Origin of the sequence: Enterococcus infantis (genome assembly GCF_049166715.1) — a bacterium.
GTDB lineage: Bacteria > Bacillota > Bacilli > Lactobacillales > Enterococcaceae > Enterococcus_C > Enterococcus_C leclercqii.
Genome location: NZ_JBMHFB010000002.1, coordinates 98,762 through 116,818, shown reverse-complemented (window position 1 = coordinate 116,818; position 18,057 = coordinate 98,762). Strand labels below are relative to the sequence as shown.

General features: G+C 45.6%; 14 protein-coding genes and 1 riboswitch. Of the genes, 2 read left to right on the top strand and 12 right to left on the bottom strand.

What is annotated here, in order from left to right; genetic code table 11:
- Positions 1 to 259: 259 nt before the first annotated feature.
- The 8 genes from ACOMA8_RS03125 to ACOMA8_RS03090 all read right to left on the bottom strand — a co-directional run bounded on the left by ACOMA8_RS03125 (position 260) and on the right by ACOMA8_RS03090 (position 8,225).
- A complete protein-coding gene (locus ACOMA8_RS03125) occupies positions 260 to 1,609 on the bottom strand; it encodes a zinc-ribbon domain-containing protein (RefSeq protein ID WP_421368430.1) in 1,350 nt (449 codons plus the stop codon).
- Between the two features lie 241 nt (positions 1,610 to 1,850).
- Complete coding sequence (locus ACOMA8_RS03120) at positions 1,851 to 3,092, bottom strand: glycoside hydrolase family 3 protein (protein WP_421368428.1); 1,242 nt, start codon at positions 3,090 to 3,092, stop codon at positions 1,851 to 1,853.
- A gap of 91 nt (positions 3,093 to 3,183) precedes the next feature.
- The gene (locus ACOMA8_RS03115; protein WP_421368426.1) at positions 3,184 to 3,537 is read right to left on the bottom strand and encodes a DUF1648 domain-containing protein; all 354 of its coding nucleotides are present in this window, start codon (positions 3,535 to 3,537) and stop codon (positions 3,184 to 3,186) included.
- Between the two features lie 195 nt (positions 3,538 to 3,732).
- Positions 3,733 to 4,260, bottom strand: coding sequence for a folate family ECF transporter S component (locus ACOMA8_RS03110; RefSeq protein ID WP_202622164.1), 528 nt, complete (start codon positions 4,258 to 4,260; stop codon positions 3,733 to 3,735).
- Between the two features lie 29 nt (positions 4,261 to 4,289).
- A riboswitch (THF riboswitch) is annotated at positions 4,290 to 4,404 on the bottom strand.
- A gap of 355 nt (positions 4,405 to 4,759) precedes the next feature.
- Positions 4,760 to 5,368 carry a hypothetical protein gene (locus ACOMA8_RS03105; protein ID WP_421368423.1) on the bottom strand — a complete coding sequence of 203 codons (609 nt, stop codon included), beginning with the start codon at positions 5,366 to 5,368 and terminating at the stop codon, positions 4,760 to 4,762.
- 457 nt (positions 5,369 to 5,825) lie between these two features.
- Positions 5,826 to 6,716 carry a 16S rRNA (adenine(1518)-N(6)/adenine(1519)-N(6))-dimethyltransferase RsmA gene (rsmA, locus tag ACOMA8_RS03100; protein ID WP_421368421.1) on the bottom strand — a complete coding sequence of 297 codons (891 nt, stop codon included), beginning with the start codon at positions 6,714 to 6,716 and terminating at the stop codon, positions 5,826 to 5,828.
- Between the two features lie 46 nt (positions 6,717 to 6,762).
- Positions 6,763 to 7,404 carry a ribonuclease M5 gene (gene rnmV / locus ACOMA8_RS03095; RefSeq protein ID WP_421368741.1) on the bottom strand — a complete coding sequence of 214 codons (642 nt, stop codon included), beginning with the start codon at positions 7,402 to 7,404 and terminating at the stop codon, positions 6,763 to 6,765.
- Between the two features lie 41 nt (positions 7,405 to 7,445).
- Positions 7,446 to 8,225: a TatD family hydrolase gene (locus ACOMA8_RS03090; protein ID WP_421368418.1), complete on the bottom strand. Its 780-nt coding sequence runs from the start codon at positions 8,223 to 8,225 to the stop codon at positions 7,446 to 7,448.
- 342 nt (positions 8,226 to 8,567) lie between these two features.
- On the opposite strand from ACOMA8_RS03090, the gene ACOMA8_RS03085 reads away from it, so the two are divergent.
- Together ACOMA8_RS03085 and ACOMA8_RS03080 are read left to right on the top strand one after the other, a co-directional pair.
- Positions 8,568 to 9,251 (top strand): hypothetical protein, encoded by a 684-nt coding sequence (locus ACOMA8_RS03085; protein ID WP_421368416.1) that lies wholly within the window; start codon positions 8,568 to 8,570, stop codon positions 9,249 to 9,251.
- Between the two features lie 361 nt (positions 9,252 to 9,612).
- Entirely contained in the window at positions 9,613 to 10,728 is a 1,116-nt protein-coding gene (locus ACOMA8_RS03080) for a metallophosphoesterase (RefSeq protein WP_421368414.1), read from the top strand.
- A gap of 173 nt (positions 10,729 to 10,901) precedes the next feature.
- Here ACOMA8_RS03080 and ppk1 read toward each other — a convergent pair whose 3' ends face one another.
- From ppk1 to yfcC, 4 genes are all read right to left on the bottom strand, one after another.
- A complete protein-coding gene (ppk1, locus tag ACOMA8_RS03075) occupies positions 10,902 to 13,004 on the bottom strand; it encodes a polyphosphate kinase 1 (RefSeq protein WP_421368412.1) in 2,103 nt (700 codons plus the stop codon).
- The gene (locus ACOMA8_RS03070; RefSeq protein ID WP_421368410.1) at positions 13,004 to 14,545 is read right to left on the bottom strand and encodes a Ppx/GppA phosphatase family protein; all 1,542 of its coding nucleotides are present in this window, start codon (positions 14,543 to 14,545) and stop codon (positions 13,004 to 13,006) included. The genes ppk1 and ACOMA8_RS03070 overlap by 1 nt, the downstream gene beginning before the upstream one ends.
- A gap of 348 nt (positions 14,546 to 14,893) precedes the next feature.
- Entirely contained in the window at positions 14,894 to 15,775 is an 882-nt protein-coding gene (locus tag ACOMA8_RS03065; protein WP_421368408.1) for a polyphosphate kinase 2 family protein, read from the bottom strand.
- Between the two features lie 322 nt (positions 15,776 to 16,097).
- On the bottom strand, positions 16,098 to 17,819 hold the full coding sequence (gene yfcC, locus ACOMA8_RS03060; protein WP_421368405.1) for a putative basic amino acid antiporter YfcC: 1,722 nt from the start codon (positions 17,817 to 17,819) through the stop codon (positions 16,098 to 16,100).
- Positions 17,820 to 18,057 lie beyond the last annotated feature (238 nt).

The following is an 18,057-nucleotide window of genomic DNA, read 5'->3' as shown; positions in this document are numbered from 1 at the left end:
AGAAAATGGCGGATAAAACAAACAGACAAGCAGCTTCCATTAACGATTAGTGGCGGTTACTTGTCTGTTTTTTTATAAAAATTACAGTCCTGACTAACTTTGATTCTCTCAAGGAAAATCAGGTCTTTTTCTTTTGTGGCCCCAGAGTCAACAATCGTCGCGGCTGTTTTTTAGCGGCCGTTTTCGATTTAAGTACTCATCATTTATCATGGAAATTTGATTTGTATCCCAGCACAGATTATTTTTCCTGCGGTCTTTTTCAATAAAATGGTGCATTGTTTTGATTGAAGAAATCTTCATAGCCGGTAGGTAGTTGCTGGCGAATCGGCAAATCCGGCAACACGCCAGCTACAAAAATCCGCCCCACCAGAATCAGTAAAAGCAAGACGACCAACATCGTCACACCCGCAGTGTAATAGCGGTTGGCGCGGCCACTGAGGTTTGGCATGTGCCAGAGATTGCCCACAAAAGAAACCAGCATTAAAAACAGATTGATAATCACCGCCATCAGTCCCACCGCCGGCACGCGTACAAAAACCGGTGCCAACAAGACCGAAACTAAACTGGTGCAGACCGCTAAAGAAGCCGGTGCCATGAGCTCTTCGACAGCTTGCCACCAAGTCAGAGGTCGTTGATAGATTCGCGTTGCTGCCACATAGTACGCGCCAAATGTGATGGCAAAACCGGCAATCAGCGCCAACAGAATTTCAAAAAAGAACACCAGGCCTGGTCCTTCATACACATAGTGAAGCCCGAAAAGATCCAATTGTGCCAATATCTGCTGTAGCGCTGCCGTCGCAGAACCGCTGAGAACCAGCGTATTGGTCAAAATTACGATCACCAAACTGGCCGCCGCAAAACCCGGCTGTTGCGACTTCTGATTGAGTCGCGGCTCTTTGACATGCTCTTTTAAATAGCGCAGATAGCCTTTCAAATACTCAAAGGAACCCCATATAGGAGTAGCGACTTCTTCTGATGACACCTCCTTAGCGTTGGCAACCGCTTCGGTAGTGGGTTGGCCGTCTAGTTCAGCAGCTGTATCGGATTGCCCCTGATTCCTCGGTTCAGTGGATTCCGTGGTTGCCGTCTGTTCAGTGTCTTTTGTGGAATTTGTAGAAATTTCTGACGTGGGTTCTCCTTCTTTCAGCTCGACAGTAGCAGCCGATTCTGATAGTTTTTCGTCACTTGGTATCTCTGCCAACTCAGCCGTGGTTGTCGTTACTGATGAGTCGCCTGCAAAAGTGACCGTCGATGCAGCTTGCACTGGTGGAGTTGAATCAGTGGCAGGCGCTCTTTTTTCCTCGGTCAATTTAGTTTCTACTGGTAATTCTGAGGAATCGGTGGCATCAATCAGCTCCCCACTTTCAGAAACCCCCGCCATTTTTGCTGCCTTTGAGGAATCATTAGGTGTCTCTGAGGTAGCAGTGCTGATTTCTGACGATGTTTCGTCGTCAGTGGGCCTAACCTCAATCGCTGCTTTTTCTAGCGCTGGCGTAGCCTCCGGGGTAATTTCAGCTACTTCTTTTTCGGGTTTTTGTGCTGCTCCACAGACGGGGCAAAATTGAGCTTTGGCGGGGATTTGCGCCCCGCAATTTTGACAAATTTTCATGGTCTTCGTCCTTTCAGCAGGTAGCAGCAAAGAGTGTTGCCGCCCTGCAATCGTCAACTCATCATAACACAAGGCCAGCAAACAAAAAACCGCTCTCACCAGGAGAACGGTTAGGCAGGATAGTGTCAGCAAAGCTCAGATTTTGCAGACTCGTGGACATCAATACAGGGTAAACAGGCAGTTTTCATGTTGCCACAACTCTGCTGTTTAGAAGACAGCTAATCAAAAAAATGAGCTTCGTTTAGATACTCTCCAAAAGCCCCAACTGTTTTTTCCACGTAAGAATGCGGCGTACAGAGGCATCCAATTGTTTTTCACTGTACTCACCATTTTCCACAGCGGTGATAATTCGGGGAATCTGGATTGCATAGGTCGAGGACAAGATCAAATCATTTCCCGCTTGCAACGCAGCCAAACCCGCTTCTTCTTGAGAAATAAAATCTGCCAGCCCTGCCATATCCATGTCATCAGTCATGATTACTCCCTCAAATCCCAGTTCCTGGCGTAATACTTTGTGGACAGCTGCAGAGATGGAAGCCGGCTTAGTGGCATCAATGGCGTTGACAATATTATGGGACACAAGCACACTGTCTGCTCCAGCTTTAATACCAGCAACAAAAGGTACGAAATCATTGGCCTTTAACTCCGAAAGTGGCCGCTCATCAGTGACAATCGACGTATGGCTGTCAGCGTTATTGCCATAGCCGGGAAAATGCTTCATAGTAGAGCCGGAATGGGCTTCTTGCAGCGCTTGTACCACCGTGGTTACATAAGTTGCAGTTCCTTTAGCATCCTGTCCGATGGTGCGATCATAGATGAACGCATTGGGATCAGTCGCCACATCTGCCACTGGAAACAACCCGGTGTCGATACCAAAGGCCTTCAATTGACGGGCTTTGGTCAATGTATCGTCGGTGATTGCCTGCCAGCCGCCCTCGTCATACAACGTCTGAGGCGAAGAATAAGGCGGATACACCAACTGAGAATTGCGGCTGACACGGCTAACCGTGCCCCCTTCTTCATCAGCTCCGATTAATAACGGGTACTTGGAGGCTGTTCGATACTCCTGAATCTTCGCCGTTAATTCGGCAGCCGTAATGCCTTCCACATCGCGACCAAACAACAGGTAGCCTCCCAAGTGATACGTCTGCAACGCTTCAATCTGGCCACTTTCCGGCACCCGCGCTAAAAACAGTTGACCAACTTTTTCTGCTACAGTCATCTCAGACAGCAGTCGATTCACCGGATCGTCAGCTTCTGTGTCTGACTCTGAGGCAGCTGAGCTTTTATTGTCAGCTGTTCCACTTGCCGATTGCTCACTTTTCCCCTGATCTGAGGATGCGTTAACAGCAGCGGTGCTATCCGATGCGCCACTTTCGCTGTTTTTCCCGATCCCGGTAAAAAAGTAAATACCGGCAGCAATCGGAACTACGATTAAAGCAGCCAGCCCTAACACCAGCAGAATTGATTTAAATGCTCTCATTTTCATCCTCCAAAATTTCAACTACTTTTATGATAGCATACTCCCAAAGACTGTGGGGTACTGTGATTTTTCATCCGTCAAAACTACTCGGTCATCTGCTGGCAAGCAAAAGATAAATAACTGAAAAATAGACTGTCCCCAAACATAAAACTAAAAACAACAACCCCGAAAGCCAAATCAAAACTCGTCGCAAACCAGGAAAAGAATAGGCTTGAAGCTTCTGTAGCTGCACTGGCCACGACAAGGCGAATATCAAATTAGTCACCGGCAACAAAAAAATTATTTGCTTGGGACCATAGCCGTCGATTTTGCCTAATCCTGTCATATGTACGGGCACCCTGGTAGGCAATCGCAAATAAATCACCCCATAAAGCAATACTAATCCTCCTGCCAAAACAACACTGACAAGTCTCATTTTACGGAATATCCCTGAAAACTCCTGCATCTTGAACGCCTCCTTTTTCTGTTCGCTTACAGTCTAATTATACAACAAACTTTTGCTATTCCTTTGAAGCTAGCTGTCTGTTAAACCTTGCGTCCGAAGCATCTCAGCAGTTTTCGGTTCAAATAGAAAACCGCAATCCGAAATACGGATCACGGCTGTCAGCGTTTGGGATGGTAACGCCGAAATTTGCGCCCTTTATGCGAAACGTTTGGCCAAACGTTTGTAAGGGATCGCGCGGCCGACATAATACAGCATCGTTGTTTGGACCGGCAGCATCACTGCAGCTTTCGCCAGACGGACACTCCAAAATGCCCAATTCAACGGTACTTGATACATCATGTGCAACCACAACGGCGTCAAAATCAAAGTGATCAATAGAGTATTGATCAGTGTCACCAAAAAAGCACTCTTTACGGTGACTTCCTTGCGATAGAAGAACCAACCATACAGCAGGCCTCCAATCACAGCATTCAGTGTAAAACCGGGAAAATACGGCGCTTTGGCAAAAAAGCCCATGCCTATGACATCCGCCAAGCCCGCCCCCACACCAGACCAAAATGGTCCAAAGAGCATCCCCATCAGCATCTCTGGGACAAATTGAAAACTGATTCGCAAAAAGGTCGTATCGAACACAAAGATTCGTGTCAACACGATCACCATCGCAATCAAAAGTCCCATCAGCGCAATCTTGTGGGCATCCATTTTTTGTTTCATCGTCAGCATCTCCTTTGGTAAGAGCTGCCGCAGTTCTCTGCAGCGAATGCGGAAACAAAACCGCGAAAGACAAGCCGGCCAGACTTCTCCTTCTTCGTCAAAGAGGCAACATCCCATCCTCTAAGCACTTAACGCTTCATTTCCTACTCTGGAATTTGTTCAGGCCGATGATGCCTGTCCAAGGCAAATATAACACGCTTCACAAACAAGGACAATTCTTTGAGCCATTCATTTCCTACTTTTTCCTGTAACTTTCGGAAATTGAGATTAAAATAGTATTTTTCCAAGTCTATGACGACTCAGCAGCACCATCCAAGGTGAATATTGTCGTTTCACCAACGCAGCTGCCCTCTTTCATTTTTAGTAAGAAGTTATCTCCCTGTACAAAAAATACCGATTCAAGCAACCTCACTGTCTGCTTGGATCGGTATTTTTTTAAGATCTGAACTAGCCAATATTTTGGCAAGGAAAGCTTGGATTGGATTAATCTTTTGCTGTCAGTATTTTCTTAGGCAGCTGATTTTTGACGGAACAACGCCTTGGCTGCGGTAAAGACTGGAATTGTGAATTGCTTGCTAACCGCCGCTGTCACAAAATAAGCGATGTTGTAATCCACCAAAGAATGGATCAGGCCGCCTATGCCCATCAGCACAAAGAAGAAGTAAAAAGCGCCGCCTTGATAGCTGCCGATGCTGCCGCTATCCACTAAATTGAAAGCTAGAACTACCAATACTTCCACTGCACTATGGATCAAGCCAATCACCAAATTATACAGTTGAAAGCGAGGATTAACCAATTGAAATTTGCCCTTTGTTAGCACCGTTTCCGGATGTTTCTGCAAATACCACGCCCCCAAAACAGCAAATACCAGATGGCTTGCTGCCCGCAACGTGATGATGATAGGCAAGCTACTCATAAAGAAGCCGATGGTGGTGCCAATAGCCACCATCACCGCCAAAAGTGGCGAGAAGAACATTGCAATAAATAATGGCACATGGCTACCCAGCGTAAAGGAAGCCGGTCCGATAACAACTTTGGGCATCACGTTAGGAATCAAGATTGCTAAGGCGATCAACAGCGCCCCAATAGTAATTTCACGCACTGACATTTTTTTCATTTTGACATTCCTCCATTTATTTACAACGAAATCTTTTTCTTCAACCAACGACCAAATACTATTTCATAACACGTCATCTTTCCTGCTAATCACTGTCATGACAGTTTGGATTGGCTTTATTTTAAACGGACACCGCCAACCTGTCAAGACAGATTGTGAAATGGATGCAATTTTTATGTAAATTTTCACATGCCGACTATATTTCCGCTAATGTGGATATTCAATACAGTAGGCTGCTGTTGGTCCTGGGGTTCGATTCTGACGCAAACGCCCCTCTCTCCTCTCAACAGATTTCCGAAAAAATCATCCTAGAACGCACAAAAAAGCCTCAAACTATCAAAACATCAGTAGTTTGAGACTTCTTTTAATTTTTCAGAGGATCACAAATGCAGTTGACTATCAGTAATCTAGCGCAATTTTCCGTTGATTTGTCGCTACCTGATACTGTGGCTAACGATCAATTGCCAGTTTTCAGTGCTTCCATAGCATTGCTGAGGCGTGCAAATTCTTCTAGCGACAAGGTTTCCCCCCGGCGTTTGGGATCGATCTCAGCTTGCTCCAAGCTGGCGGTCAACCACACTTTCGCAGCATCGTCTTTGCCATAGCTGTGCAACAGGTTGTTCCACAGTGTCTTGCGTCGCAGTTGGAAGGCGGCTTTGGTCAATTTGAAGAACTCTTTTTCACTAGTGACTGTTACCGCCGGTTGTGGGCGTCTGGTCAATTTCAAGATAGCAGAATCCACATTGGGCTGTGGTACGAAGACGGTCTTTGGCACGATGAAAGCCAATTTAGCTTCCATATAATACTGGACAGCAATGGTCAAAGAGCCGTAAGCCTTAGTTCCAGGAGCAGCCGAAATCCGATCTGCTACTTCTTTTTGCATCATAACGACCATTTCCGCCACCGCCAAATCTGATTCCAAAAAATGCATCATGATTGGCGTAGTGATGTAATAAGGCAAGTTGGCTACCACTTTAATCGGCAATTCTTTTGTAAAGACTTCTTTGGCTACTTGGGGCAGATCCGCCGCCAGTACATCTTGATGGCGCACTGTCACATTGGGGTACTCCCGCAGCGTATCCTGCAAGACGGGAATCAAACGATCATCAATCTCAAAGGCCAGTACCTGATGCGCGCTACGGGCGAGATGCTCCGTCAAAGCACCAATCCCCGGACCAACTTCGATGACATTGGTGTTTTCGTCAATGTCGCCGGTTTCCACGATTTTACGCAAAATATTTGGCTCTGTTAAAAAATTTTGTCCTAAACTCTTTTTAAAAGTGAAGCCATGCCTTTTCAGAATTTCTCTGGTTTTGGAAGGGGTGGCGATATCACGGTTATCTTTCATATTCGTCCTCGTTTTCTTATACTTATACGACTAGCGGTAGCTCTAATCAATTTTCGTCGACCAGTTGTGCTTCAACGGTTGTCATTGCTGCAGCCAGTTCTTCTTCTGTTATTCGAAACATAGCGAGCCGTTTTTCTAATTGTTTGGAGTTCGTGTAGCCGATTCGCAATTGGTCTCCCAGCTTTTCACGACGGGTCTTTGCTCCAGCTCCGGCTATTAAACCATATTCCATCAAGACTTGTCTAGGTATTCTCGGTTCTGCAGCTACCTCTTCCGCTGTCAATGGAGTCACAACTTTTCGCAGAGCTTCTACAATGGCATGATCTGAAGCGTGTTCGACACCGAGACTGCCGCGATTGTTGCTAGGTGCTGCTTGCCCTCGAGACAAAAAAGCATGCTTGGCATCCGGTACCGCCTCCATGATTGTCTTGCGAATCTTCTCACCGGAAAAATCAGGATCAGTGAAGACGATCACCCCTCTGGTTTCTTGCGCATGCTCGATTTGAGCCAAGATTTCCTCATTGATTGCTGATCCAATCGTTTCAATCGTATCGGCAGTCACCACTTCTTGCAATCGTCGAGTATCATCTTTGCCTTCAACCACGATGATTTCTTCGATTTTTAGGCGTTCTACTGGTTGGCTCAGTTCGCCTGCCAGACTTTGCTGTCGTTGTTTGTTCTGTCGCATTTGCCGCTGATTGGTTTCTGTCATCTACACATTCTCCCTTCTTATTTATCAGTCATGGGAATTTTGAACAGTCGGTGAGCATTCTCCCAAGTGATTTTGGCGACTTCTTCGGTTGCCATTCCCCGCAGCTGTGCGATTTTCTCGGCAACGTAAAACGTATACCCCGGCTCATTGCGCTTTCCTCGATAGGGCATTGGTGCCAAATACGGTGCATCCGTCTCTACCAGCAGCCGCTCCAAAGGCACTCCCGCAGCCGCTTCTTGTACATCAAGTGCTTTCTTAAAAGTCACCACTCCGGAAAAGGAAATATGCATACCCAAGTCTAAAAAGCGCTGCGCCCATTCCAGATCGCCACTGTAGCTGTGCATAATGCCGCCGATATCCCGCACATCTTCGTCCTTCAAGATGCGATAGGTATCTTCTGTTGCCTCTCTCATGTGAATGCTGATAGGTAAGCCGTGTTCTTTAGCAACTGCAATCTGTCGGCGAAAAACCCGTTCTTGCACCTCTTTAGGATCTTCCATCCAATGATAATCAAGGCCAATCTCTCCGTAAGCAACTACTTTTGGAAGCTCCAACTGTTTTTCCAACTGTTTTTCTACCGTTGCGGTATAACTACCGGCTTCAGTCGGATGCCAGCCGATAATGCTGTAGACTCCAGGAAATTGCTGATTGAGTTCCAACGATTTTTCGATGGTGGGACCGTCAAAACCCACGACTGCCATCTTACTTACCCCCAACTCCTGGGCGCGGGTAACAACCGCTGCTTCTTCGCCACGAAACTGTTCAGCATTCAAATGCGTATGTGAATCAAAAATCATAGGTCATGCTCCTGTTCTTTGACGGCACTGCCGCTCTTTTCCTTCCTACTTTAGCACAAATGACTGGAAAGAAAAACGGACAGCGCCCCTCTTGGAAAAATCCCCACAAAACCCCGCCTTCCCACGAATGCCGGAAAACGACAGTTATTGCTGTCGGAGCCACCTCCTGCCCATTTTCTGAAGCTGACGAGCTCTTGTTTTTGCCCCTTTCTTCAGCTAGCTGGCAGAGACCAGAACCCTCAATCTGTAAAATCCGTCGGCAGCCGGATTTTTTCCAATCCTGTTTCTTCTATAATAGGTAGCGGAAATCATGACATGATTCATTAAAGGAGGTTATTGTTGATGGATCGATTCGAACAACGTTATCCTACGGTTGCCGCTTGGCTGCGTCAAAAAAAGGCAGCCCATCCTGATCGTCAAGAACAGGGAATCAGTCATTGGCTGATGTTAGGTACATTAGCTGCCTTGACAGCAGCTGATTTTCGTTGGCAACTGTTAGGTCTAGTTCTGATAGTTGCATTGACTGCGCTATTTCGCGGCCCTGGTATGCTACTGGCGGCTGCATGCTACGCCGCCGTAATCGGCTTTTTTCCACCCTTAGGACTAGTGCTGACTGCCGTATTCTTTTTACTTTCCTTATGGCAGCTGCAAAAAAGCTGGCGTTTCTATTTATTTGCAGGCCTATTCTACAGTTGGCCGTTAGGAGTATCTGCGCTGGAAGCGTTTGGAGTTTTAGGCTCGGACCACCTGACAATAGCCGTTACGGTGGGCTTGGCACTACTTTGGGGTCACTTGAGTTTGACAGCCTTGTATCACCGTGGCTTGGACAGTCGCAGCCTGGCTTGGGCGCTTTTCCAAGCACCTTTTGACTTTCTGCTACTGTTTTTGCCTCGCCGCGTTAAAAGCAAAATCGCACCCGATTTTACATCAGCCCGCCGTACAGCCGTGGATCGCTATTCAAAAAACACCTTTACTACCAGCTACAGAAAAAATACGCCCCGTGTTTTTTTCAAAACAAAAAAATAACTTTTTACTGATATTTTTGAACAGCCCTGTCCCCTGAGCCCCTGTTCTTTTCTTCACACTTTTGAGAAACTAGCCAACTCTATGATAATAAAGAAAATCAAGGCAACTATCGAGGCGCGTTCTTTTAAAAAAAAGAGCTCGCCTTTTTTGAATTTATCCGCTATAATCAGTTCAAAAGAAAGAACGTGTGTTCGGTTTCCAGAAAAAATCGTTTTGTTGGTAATATTTACCGCAAACTTTGAAATATATTCGCAATAATACCACTGCAAATTTAATCATTATTTCTTCACAGTTACATTGCATTTTCCAGGCGTATCTTATATGCTATTCAATAGTTGATTTAAAGGAGGGGACGTTTTTTTTGGCTGCCAAAATTCTAGTCGCAATCATTGTGATGCTTTTTGCAATCGGCTTTTATGCCATGTTCATTGAACCACGAAGGCTGTCGGAAAAGCATTTTCTCATCCGTAAAGACAAGTCCCGCGTATTGGATATTTCCGATGCTTATGATATGTTTCAAAATGAAGGGGACATTGCAGTCGCTCATATCAGCGATTTGCATTTTTCCCGCTGGTTCAAACCCCGTCGTCTCAACAAAGTGATCAATTCACTACGGGAAACTCGACCAGATTTGATCGTCTTTACCGGCGATCTGATTGATGACTACAAAAAGTGGCCGGTCAAGCAAACACCCGCCTTGGTGGACAAATTAAAAAGACTGCAAGCACCGATGGGTAAAATTGCCGTCTTGGGCAATCATGATTATAAAAGTGACGGTTCTTATTTCGTCAAAGAGATTCTCCAGAAGGCCGGCTTCACCGTCCTAATCAACGAAGATGTCTTTGGTTCTGATGAAAAAATCTCGCTAAATGTGGCAGGCATAGCCGATCCAACAACTGAAAAATCTCAGTTTTATTTTGAACCGACATTGGCAGAGTGGCAGATTCTTTTGCTGCATCAGCCAGATTACATCAATCGTATCCAAAATCTTGATATGTATGATTTAGTTCTTTCCGGTCACAGCCACGGCGGACAGATTCGCTTTGCCTCCTTCTATCCGAAAACAGCTGGAGCAAAAACTTACACTGAAAGTCTGTACTTGCCTTCTGAAAATACCCTATTATCAGTGAATACCGGCATCGGAACAACTGGCCTGCCGCTGCGTTTCGGTGTACCACCAGAGATTGTTTATTATCACCTCTCTCACAAGACCGAGCCATTTAGAAAAGCGGAAAATCCTTTCGACTTCAAAGCCTTGATTGAAGAAGAAAAGAGCTCGAAGAATCAGCCCGCCGAAACCCAAGAAAAGTCAGGGGAACCGTCAACCGATCCTTCAGCTCCGCAACCTAAAACAGCTCCTGCGCAACCAGCAATCACTCCGGACCCTACCGAACCTGCCGTTGAGCCAACTGATAAAGTGGTGGATATCTCCTTGTTTCGCCGCCGTTACCAAGACAAAAAAAGAACCGTCTCTTAAGCCAGCTGCCTGTTGCATCCTTGCTTTTGTGACGGTTCTTCTTTTTGTCTAAATTTCTGGTAGCTTCTCAACAAAGCTCTACAGACAAAGGGCCTGTCTTCTTACCAAATTTCCCATTCTCCATCTAATTTTGACACTTGTCGAGATCAAAAAGGTTGCCCATGCTTCAAGAGTCATTTAGGGATTCTTCGCAACTGATCCATCAACAATTGCTGACGAGCCATCAGATTTGTCGTCTTTCGCAATGTCTCTTTGACAAAAAGTTCCTGTGCCGACAAACCGTTATTTTCCACCAATCGCCGGTAGTTTCCCTCAGCATCCATAAAATACGCTTTTGCTTCGTCGCAGTCATAGACATCCACCAGATGTTGAATCATTTTTTCACAGTCAGTTCCTTGGAGCGGCGTGGCGATTTCCACCCGGCCTGTCATATTACGAGTCATCCAGTCAGCAGAAGATAGCCACCACTCCGGTCCTTTTGCCGTCGTAAAGGCATAAATCCTAGCATGTTCCAAAAAACGCCCCACGATGCTGGATACGCGGATATTTTCACTTTGATCTTTGACGCCCGCTACCAAACAACATGCTCCGCGAATCTGCAAATGAATCTTAACTCCTGCATTGCTTGCTTGATACAGCTGTCGAATGATTGGTTCATCTGTCAGTGCATTCATCTTGGCAAAAATAGCGCCCTTGCCCGACTGTTTGTGATAAGCAATCACCTGTTTGATTTTTTCAATCACCAGTTCACGGATATCATCCGGTGAAGTCACGATTTTCTGATAATCAGGATGATTGCGGTAACCCGTCAAATAATTGAAGAAATCCGTCAGATCGCTGACATACTCTTCTCGTGAAGTAAAGAAGCTGAGATCTGTATATAGCTGGCTGTTTTTCTCATTATAATTACCAGTACCAAATTGACCGTAGCGCTTGATTTCACCACCTTTGTTTTGCACGACCAGCAGCGCTTTACTGTGGGTTTTCATATTAGGAAAACCATAACTGACAAAACAACCGGCAGCTTCCAACTCAGCTACCCAATGAAGATTATTTTCTTCATCGAATCGCGCTTTGATTTCCACTAAAACCGTTACTTGAATTCCTCTTTGTGCGCCTTTTTTTAACAGCTTGATGACTTCTGAATGGCTGGCCATTCGGTACAAGGTCTGCTTGATAGCAATCGTATCCGGGTCATCGATAGCAGCCTTCAGCATTGCCAAGACCGCTTTGAAAGAATCATAAGGATGTTGCAATAACAGATCTTCGTGATCCAGTGTTTTCAGCAGATGTCCGGCATTCCAACGGGTCTCGAATAACGGCTTCAACGGTGGAAACAACAGCTCCTTGTTTTTGTCAGTCAACTCTTCCACTATTTGAAATAAAAACGTCAAATCCAGTGGAGCCTCAATCCGGTACAGGTCTCGTTTTAACAACCCCAGTTCGGTCAACAGCTGACTGGTATCCCAGCTTGTAGTACGACAACAGCTACCCACTTCCAAGCGAGAAGGCAGTCCCTTCTTGCGCTCTTCCAAGTATTCTGACATCTGCATGGACAAATCCTCATCGGCATCTTCTTGAAACGTCAAGTCGTGGTCATAGGTAATCCGAAATACATAGGCACTTTCCACCTCGTTGCCCACAAAAACAGTCGGCAAAAACTGAGCAATAATCTCCTCAATCAGAATGAATCGTCGTGCCGACAATTTGAACAGCCGTGGCAACCGCGGAGAAATCGGTAGGATTGCCTCCCGTTTTTCACCGGTAACTTGATCTTTCAGCTCTACCCAAAGATGCAATGCTTTTTCCAGCAAGCGAGGAAATGCATGGTAGACATCCACACCGACAGGGGCCAAAGTAGGGAAGATCGTTTCTTCAAACAGTCGTTTTACCTGACTAAGTTCTCGAACTGTCAATTGCTGATAGCGTTTGACGAAGTAATGCTTTTTTGCCAATGCTTTTTCCAGCTCTTGCAAACGACCATATTGCAGCTGCAGATTTTCTCGGTTTAATCGAGCGAGCTCATACAACAGCTCTTCTTGTGTCTTGCCCGTCAACTTATCCACCTGCCGCTCTGGCAAACGCGCCAAAGACTGCAAACGCGGTACCCGGACCATGAAAAACTCGTCCAGGTTATTTGCGGCAATTGCCAAAAAACGTAACTGTTCCAACAAAGGATTGCGCTTATCTTCAGCCTCCAGGATCACTCGCCGATTAAAGAGAATCCAACTGAGGTCACGATGGAAAAACAGCGGCCTTGCTTCTTGTTCTCCCATCACGATCCCTCCTCTTTTTGGAAGTCCAATTCGATGGTCTTACCCAAGACATACTCTAAATTTTTCTTTTGACGGGTCGCCCGGTAGTACTCTGCTAAAGGATCGTATTTCCAGATAATTTTCAGTGTATATGTGCCTTTATCTTTTTTGCGGAATTTTAGCTTGCGAATCTCATTGACTCGCGTGATAGCCAGCGCATCACAAAACTTGATGATACTGCCAACTTCTCGAATCACTTGCAGCGCTTCCGGATCCAGCCAATTTTTGTACTGACGCAAAAATTGATTAAAGAGTGATTTGTTCTTATAACTAGCCACCAGTGCCAGCGATAGTCGGGATTTGTGTGAAAACCCGCTGAGATTTGAATTGGCCAACAGATAAAACGAATGCATGGAGCTATCGTCTTCTTCTACATAGGCTCCCAAATGATAGAGATAAGTGCCCGCCTCCAAATAGTCCATCACCTTTTGTGTAGGATACAATAGACCGGCTGCTTCTAACTCAGCCAACAGCGTCTTCGCAATAGTCAGTCGCTGCGAAGCCCCGACAGCATCCGCCAGATATAAGTCAGCTAAACGTCGCACTGTCATTTTACGGACATTGTTGGGAGTATAGGCCGAAGCGGCTTCCTGATTGATCCGTTCCATCAAAAGTCCTTCTCGCAGTCCACGATGGCAGAAAACAAATTTTTCAGCAGCGACAGCATCAAACAGACACAGATACAACAGGTTGGCGGGGGTGATGATGTCTGCCCGATCACGGCTGAGTCCATCCAGATTTTGTTTTTGTGCCACCGTCAGCTGGTCAAAAAGTTCATAAGTTTGTTGCAGGTCCTCCCGAGACATTTCGTATTCATGAATTCCGGACATTGGGTAATCTATCATTCGCTGATGGACGCTGGCTATGTTTCGCGAACTCCCTCCGATAGCGATGATTGGTAATTTACGGGGTTTGATCCAGCTAAATTGACTGATTTGTTCCTTGATGTAAGCTGCGGCCTTTTCGTCAGCTTTCTTATCTGCAGTGGCATAAAAAAGTTCCTGTAAAGTCACTACCCCAAAAGGAAAGCTATGGTAATGTTTGATTACACCATTTTTGAAATAGGTGACCTCGGTACTGCCGCCACCCATATCCACCGTGTAACCTTCATTGAATTGGGTCGAACGTGTGATAGCGTACTGCCCATAAGAGGCTTCTTCTTCATCGGACAATAAGCGCAAGCTCAGCCCAGTCTCCTGCGCGACAGACGCTAACACTTCTTCCTGATTATTAGCTTGACGAATCACCGCGGTGGCAGTAGCGATTACATCATCTAGTTGATAATGACCCATGACTTTTTGAAAGAGTCGAATCACCTCCACTAGCTTATCAATCCCTTTTTTCGCCAGATTTTTATCCTGATCTAAATATTGATACAACCGCACCGGTAGCTTGACGTTTTGCAACTCATGAAAATCATAAAGCTCGGTTAGCTGATAGATTACCAGCCGGACAGTATTGGAGCCGATGTCGATCACGGCTACGTGTTTGAGTGTTGCCATAAGGTTTCCTCCCCGTCTATCTGCAAAAGACGTTTTTAGAAAGCACGGAGCTCCGCGATTAAAAAACTGTCTCAGGTCGCTTTACTTACTACATTCATTATACGCCAGCCATTTTTGAAAGAAAAAAGATAACTCCGTCAGATTGAAATTAAACCACTTGCTCCGGTGGCACTGTCTTGGCTCTATGTTTCGCTGTACTGTTCTGTGGTCCTTTTTAACCAATTAGCCAAACCAAAAAGCCTACCCAGAAAACTCATTCCGCGACATTGGCGGAGATACGGCTGTTTTCAAGGGCAGGTCTTCAAATCTTGACTATTTTTATTGTTGACTGATTAACGCCAACTTTTTTCAATCTTCACCATCTTCCAGCTTTGCCAAGATTGTCTGCAGTTCAGCTCTTCTGGCATCAGTGACTTCGGGATAGCTCAGTTTCATCTCTTTGATCCGTTCATTCAAAATCTCCGACACTAGGTAGCGGGAATACCACTTGTCGTCAGCGGGAATCACATACCAGGGATTTTCCTTCGTTGCTGTGGCATTGATCGCTTTTTCATAAGCTTTCTGATAGTCGTCCCAGTATTGGCGTTCTGTAACATCGGCTTCGGAAAACTTCCAATTTTTTTCTGGAATCTCGATGCGACGGACAAAACGGTTCTTCTGTTCTTTTTTAGAGAGGTGGAGGAAAAACTTCAAGATCACAAAACCCTCATCGGCTAGATAGTCTTCGAAATGGCGGATATGCTGATACCGTTTTTCGTAAAGACTTTCTTTGATATCTTCGACGCTTTTGATTCCTGGTAGATGATTACCTACCAGAATCTCGGGATGGACACGGGCAATCAAGACATCTTCATAATGCGAACGGTTGAAAATCTTGATATCACCACGTTGGGGGATTTGCGTGTGAATTCGCCACAGGTAATCATGATCCAACTCCAGTGTAGAAGGCGCCTTGAAACTAGTGACACTGGTGCCCTGAGGATTGACACCACTCATGACATGCTCGATCATTGAATCTTTACCTGCTGCATCCATTGCCTGAAAAACAATCAACACTCCGCGACGGTCCTGAGCGTACAGCATTTCCTGATTTTCTTTTAGCTTTTTGATGTCTTTTTGGATCTCGGCTTTAACCTTTTCTTTATCCACCTCTTTGTCAGGAGCAGTAGCCAAGTCCTTGAGCTTGATCTTTTGGCTGCCGTCTACGCGAAATTCCTGTTCTGCTTGCATCCTATCTCCTCCTTTTAGCATCTGCCGCCATTTCCAGGGGCTAGTACTTCGAGTATAGCTTGATTGTGCCGTTTTGAAAAAAGATATGACAACAAGTCTGCCAAAATCATCTACTATCGACTTGAATGAAGAAAAAATACCAGAACATAATTTTAATTATACAAACACAGAGAGAAAGACGCCTCATCGTAAAAAAATTCAGAACAACAACAAGCATTTGATTACTTGTCAGAAGATATGTATAAAGTATCTGCTAATATCTTTGTCAAATCAAAAAAGCCGCAGACAACTAAAGGAGCTGTCTGCAGCAAGTTCATTTATGTTATTGAAGGCCGATAGCAATGGCAATAAAGATAAAGATAGAGCCCAAAATAAAGAAGAAACCTTGCATCTTAATCTGGAATTTTGCCCATTTTGCCCATTCGATTCGAGCAACCCCCAGCACACCAATCAGGCTGGCGGAAACTGGCGTGAAGGCATCCACGAAACCGGCACCCAGCTGATAAGCCAGGACGGCGATCTGCCGTGAAACACCCACCAAATCTGCCAAAGGTGCCATAATCGGCATCGTCAAAGCCGCTTGACCAGAGTTTGAAGTGACTACGAGATTGAAGAGGCTTTGGAAGATATACATTACCCAAGCACCAATCATTGCTGGTACACCATTCAATAGACCGCCGATACTGTGGAGAATCGTGTTCAGTGCAGAAGGCATATTTGGCTCAGAGCCGCCCAATACCAGAAGAATCCCCTTAGCCATCCCTACCACGATAGCAGTTCCGGCCAAATCTGCCGCACCGGATTGGAAAGCTTTGGCAATATCGTTAATACCCATGTCATCCAATTTGAAAATGACTGCCAGAATACCGGCTGCCAGTCCCATCACGAAAAACTGAGAGGCAATTTCCGGAATGTAATAACCTTTTTGGGTTACACCCCAGACAATCCAAATCAAAACCGCCAGCATTTCCAACAAGATCAGTTTGTGTCCTAAAAGAAATGGCTTATTTTCTTCTGCCGTTTTTTGGATATGGTTGCGGAAGTAGTCATCGGATTCATACACTTCTGATCGCAACGGATTTTTCCGGATCCGCTCCGCATAAATACTCAGATAAGTCGCGGACAGTGCCGTGATTACAAACCACATAACTAAACGGAAGCTAGCACCTGAAAGTACCGGTACGCCGGCAATCCCTTGGGCTACCGCTACGGAGAACGGGCTCATCCAACTGGCGGCATTCCCCACCTGCGAAGCCACGTAGGTCACTGTCACCGCCACGATGGAGTCATACCCCAGCGCAATCACAAAAGGTACCATTACCATCGAGAAGGGAATCACTTCTTCGGCCATCCCAAAAGTCGCCCCACCAAAAGAAAAGGCGAAGAACAATAACGGGATTGCTAAGCGTTCCAATCCCTTGGTTTTAGAAATAAATGCGTAAATCCCAGCATCAATGGCTCCAGTGCGCATGATGATTCCAAAGGCCCCGCCGACCACCAAAATCAGTGCTGCGATTCCGACTGCCGAACCATATTTATCACCGGATACCAGCCCTTCAAAGATGAAGTTCAAAAAGCCGAAGCCACCGAAATCATCGGTTCCCCAGATTTTTGCAGTCTTATGCAGTTTCTCAGATTTGTCGTAAATTTTGTCCCCATACAACTCGTATAAGGTATCATCGGTCAGATTGACGCCGTCCAGTTGTCCCTGGTCCAGCTTGTCTTCCCCTTCTGCCAAAACGGCTTCCAGTTGTTCTTGATCCACATCCAGCTTTTCTAGTTCTGCCGGCTCTTGTGCCAGCTCTTCCAGTTGCTGATAAACGAAGTCCTTGTCCAGATTGTAATCATAGCGGAAAGTCTCCTGCTTCAATACTGTCCGCGTCTTGGTATCTCCATTGGCATCTTGATATTCCACATCTTCTGTGGAAAACTTACCTGCTGGTACCAAAAAAGTCAGTATCCAAGCCAGCACCACTACCGCAAAAATGATTACGTAGGTATGGGGTGTCTTCATTTTCGTGAGGTCGCGTTTTTTTGTCGTCATCTTCTTTTCCTTTCTCATCTTCAGTCATCCAGTGCCTAGCAGCCTTCCGACCATTTTTAGACAACCGCCTAGCAGACGGCCAAAAGTTTGTCCTTGTTATTATACATTCATTTTTCCTGTATGAATATACAAAATCGAGAATTTTTTTAAGAAGTGAGACGCCGCTTAGTATTCTACCCACGAAAGACAAACATATCTTGGGAAACTGACAAACCACGTTTAGAGTGTCCCCACGATT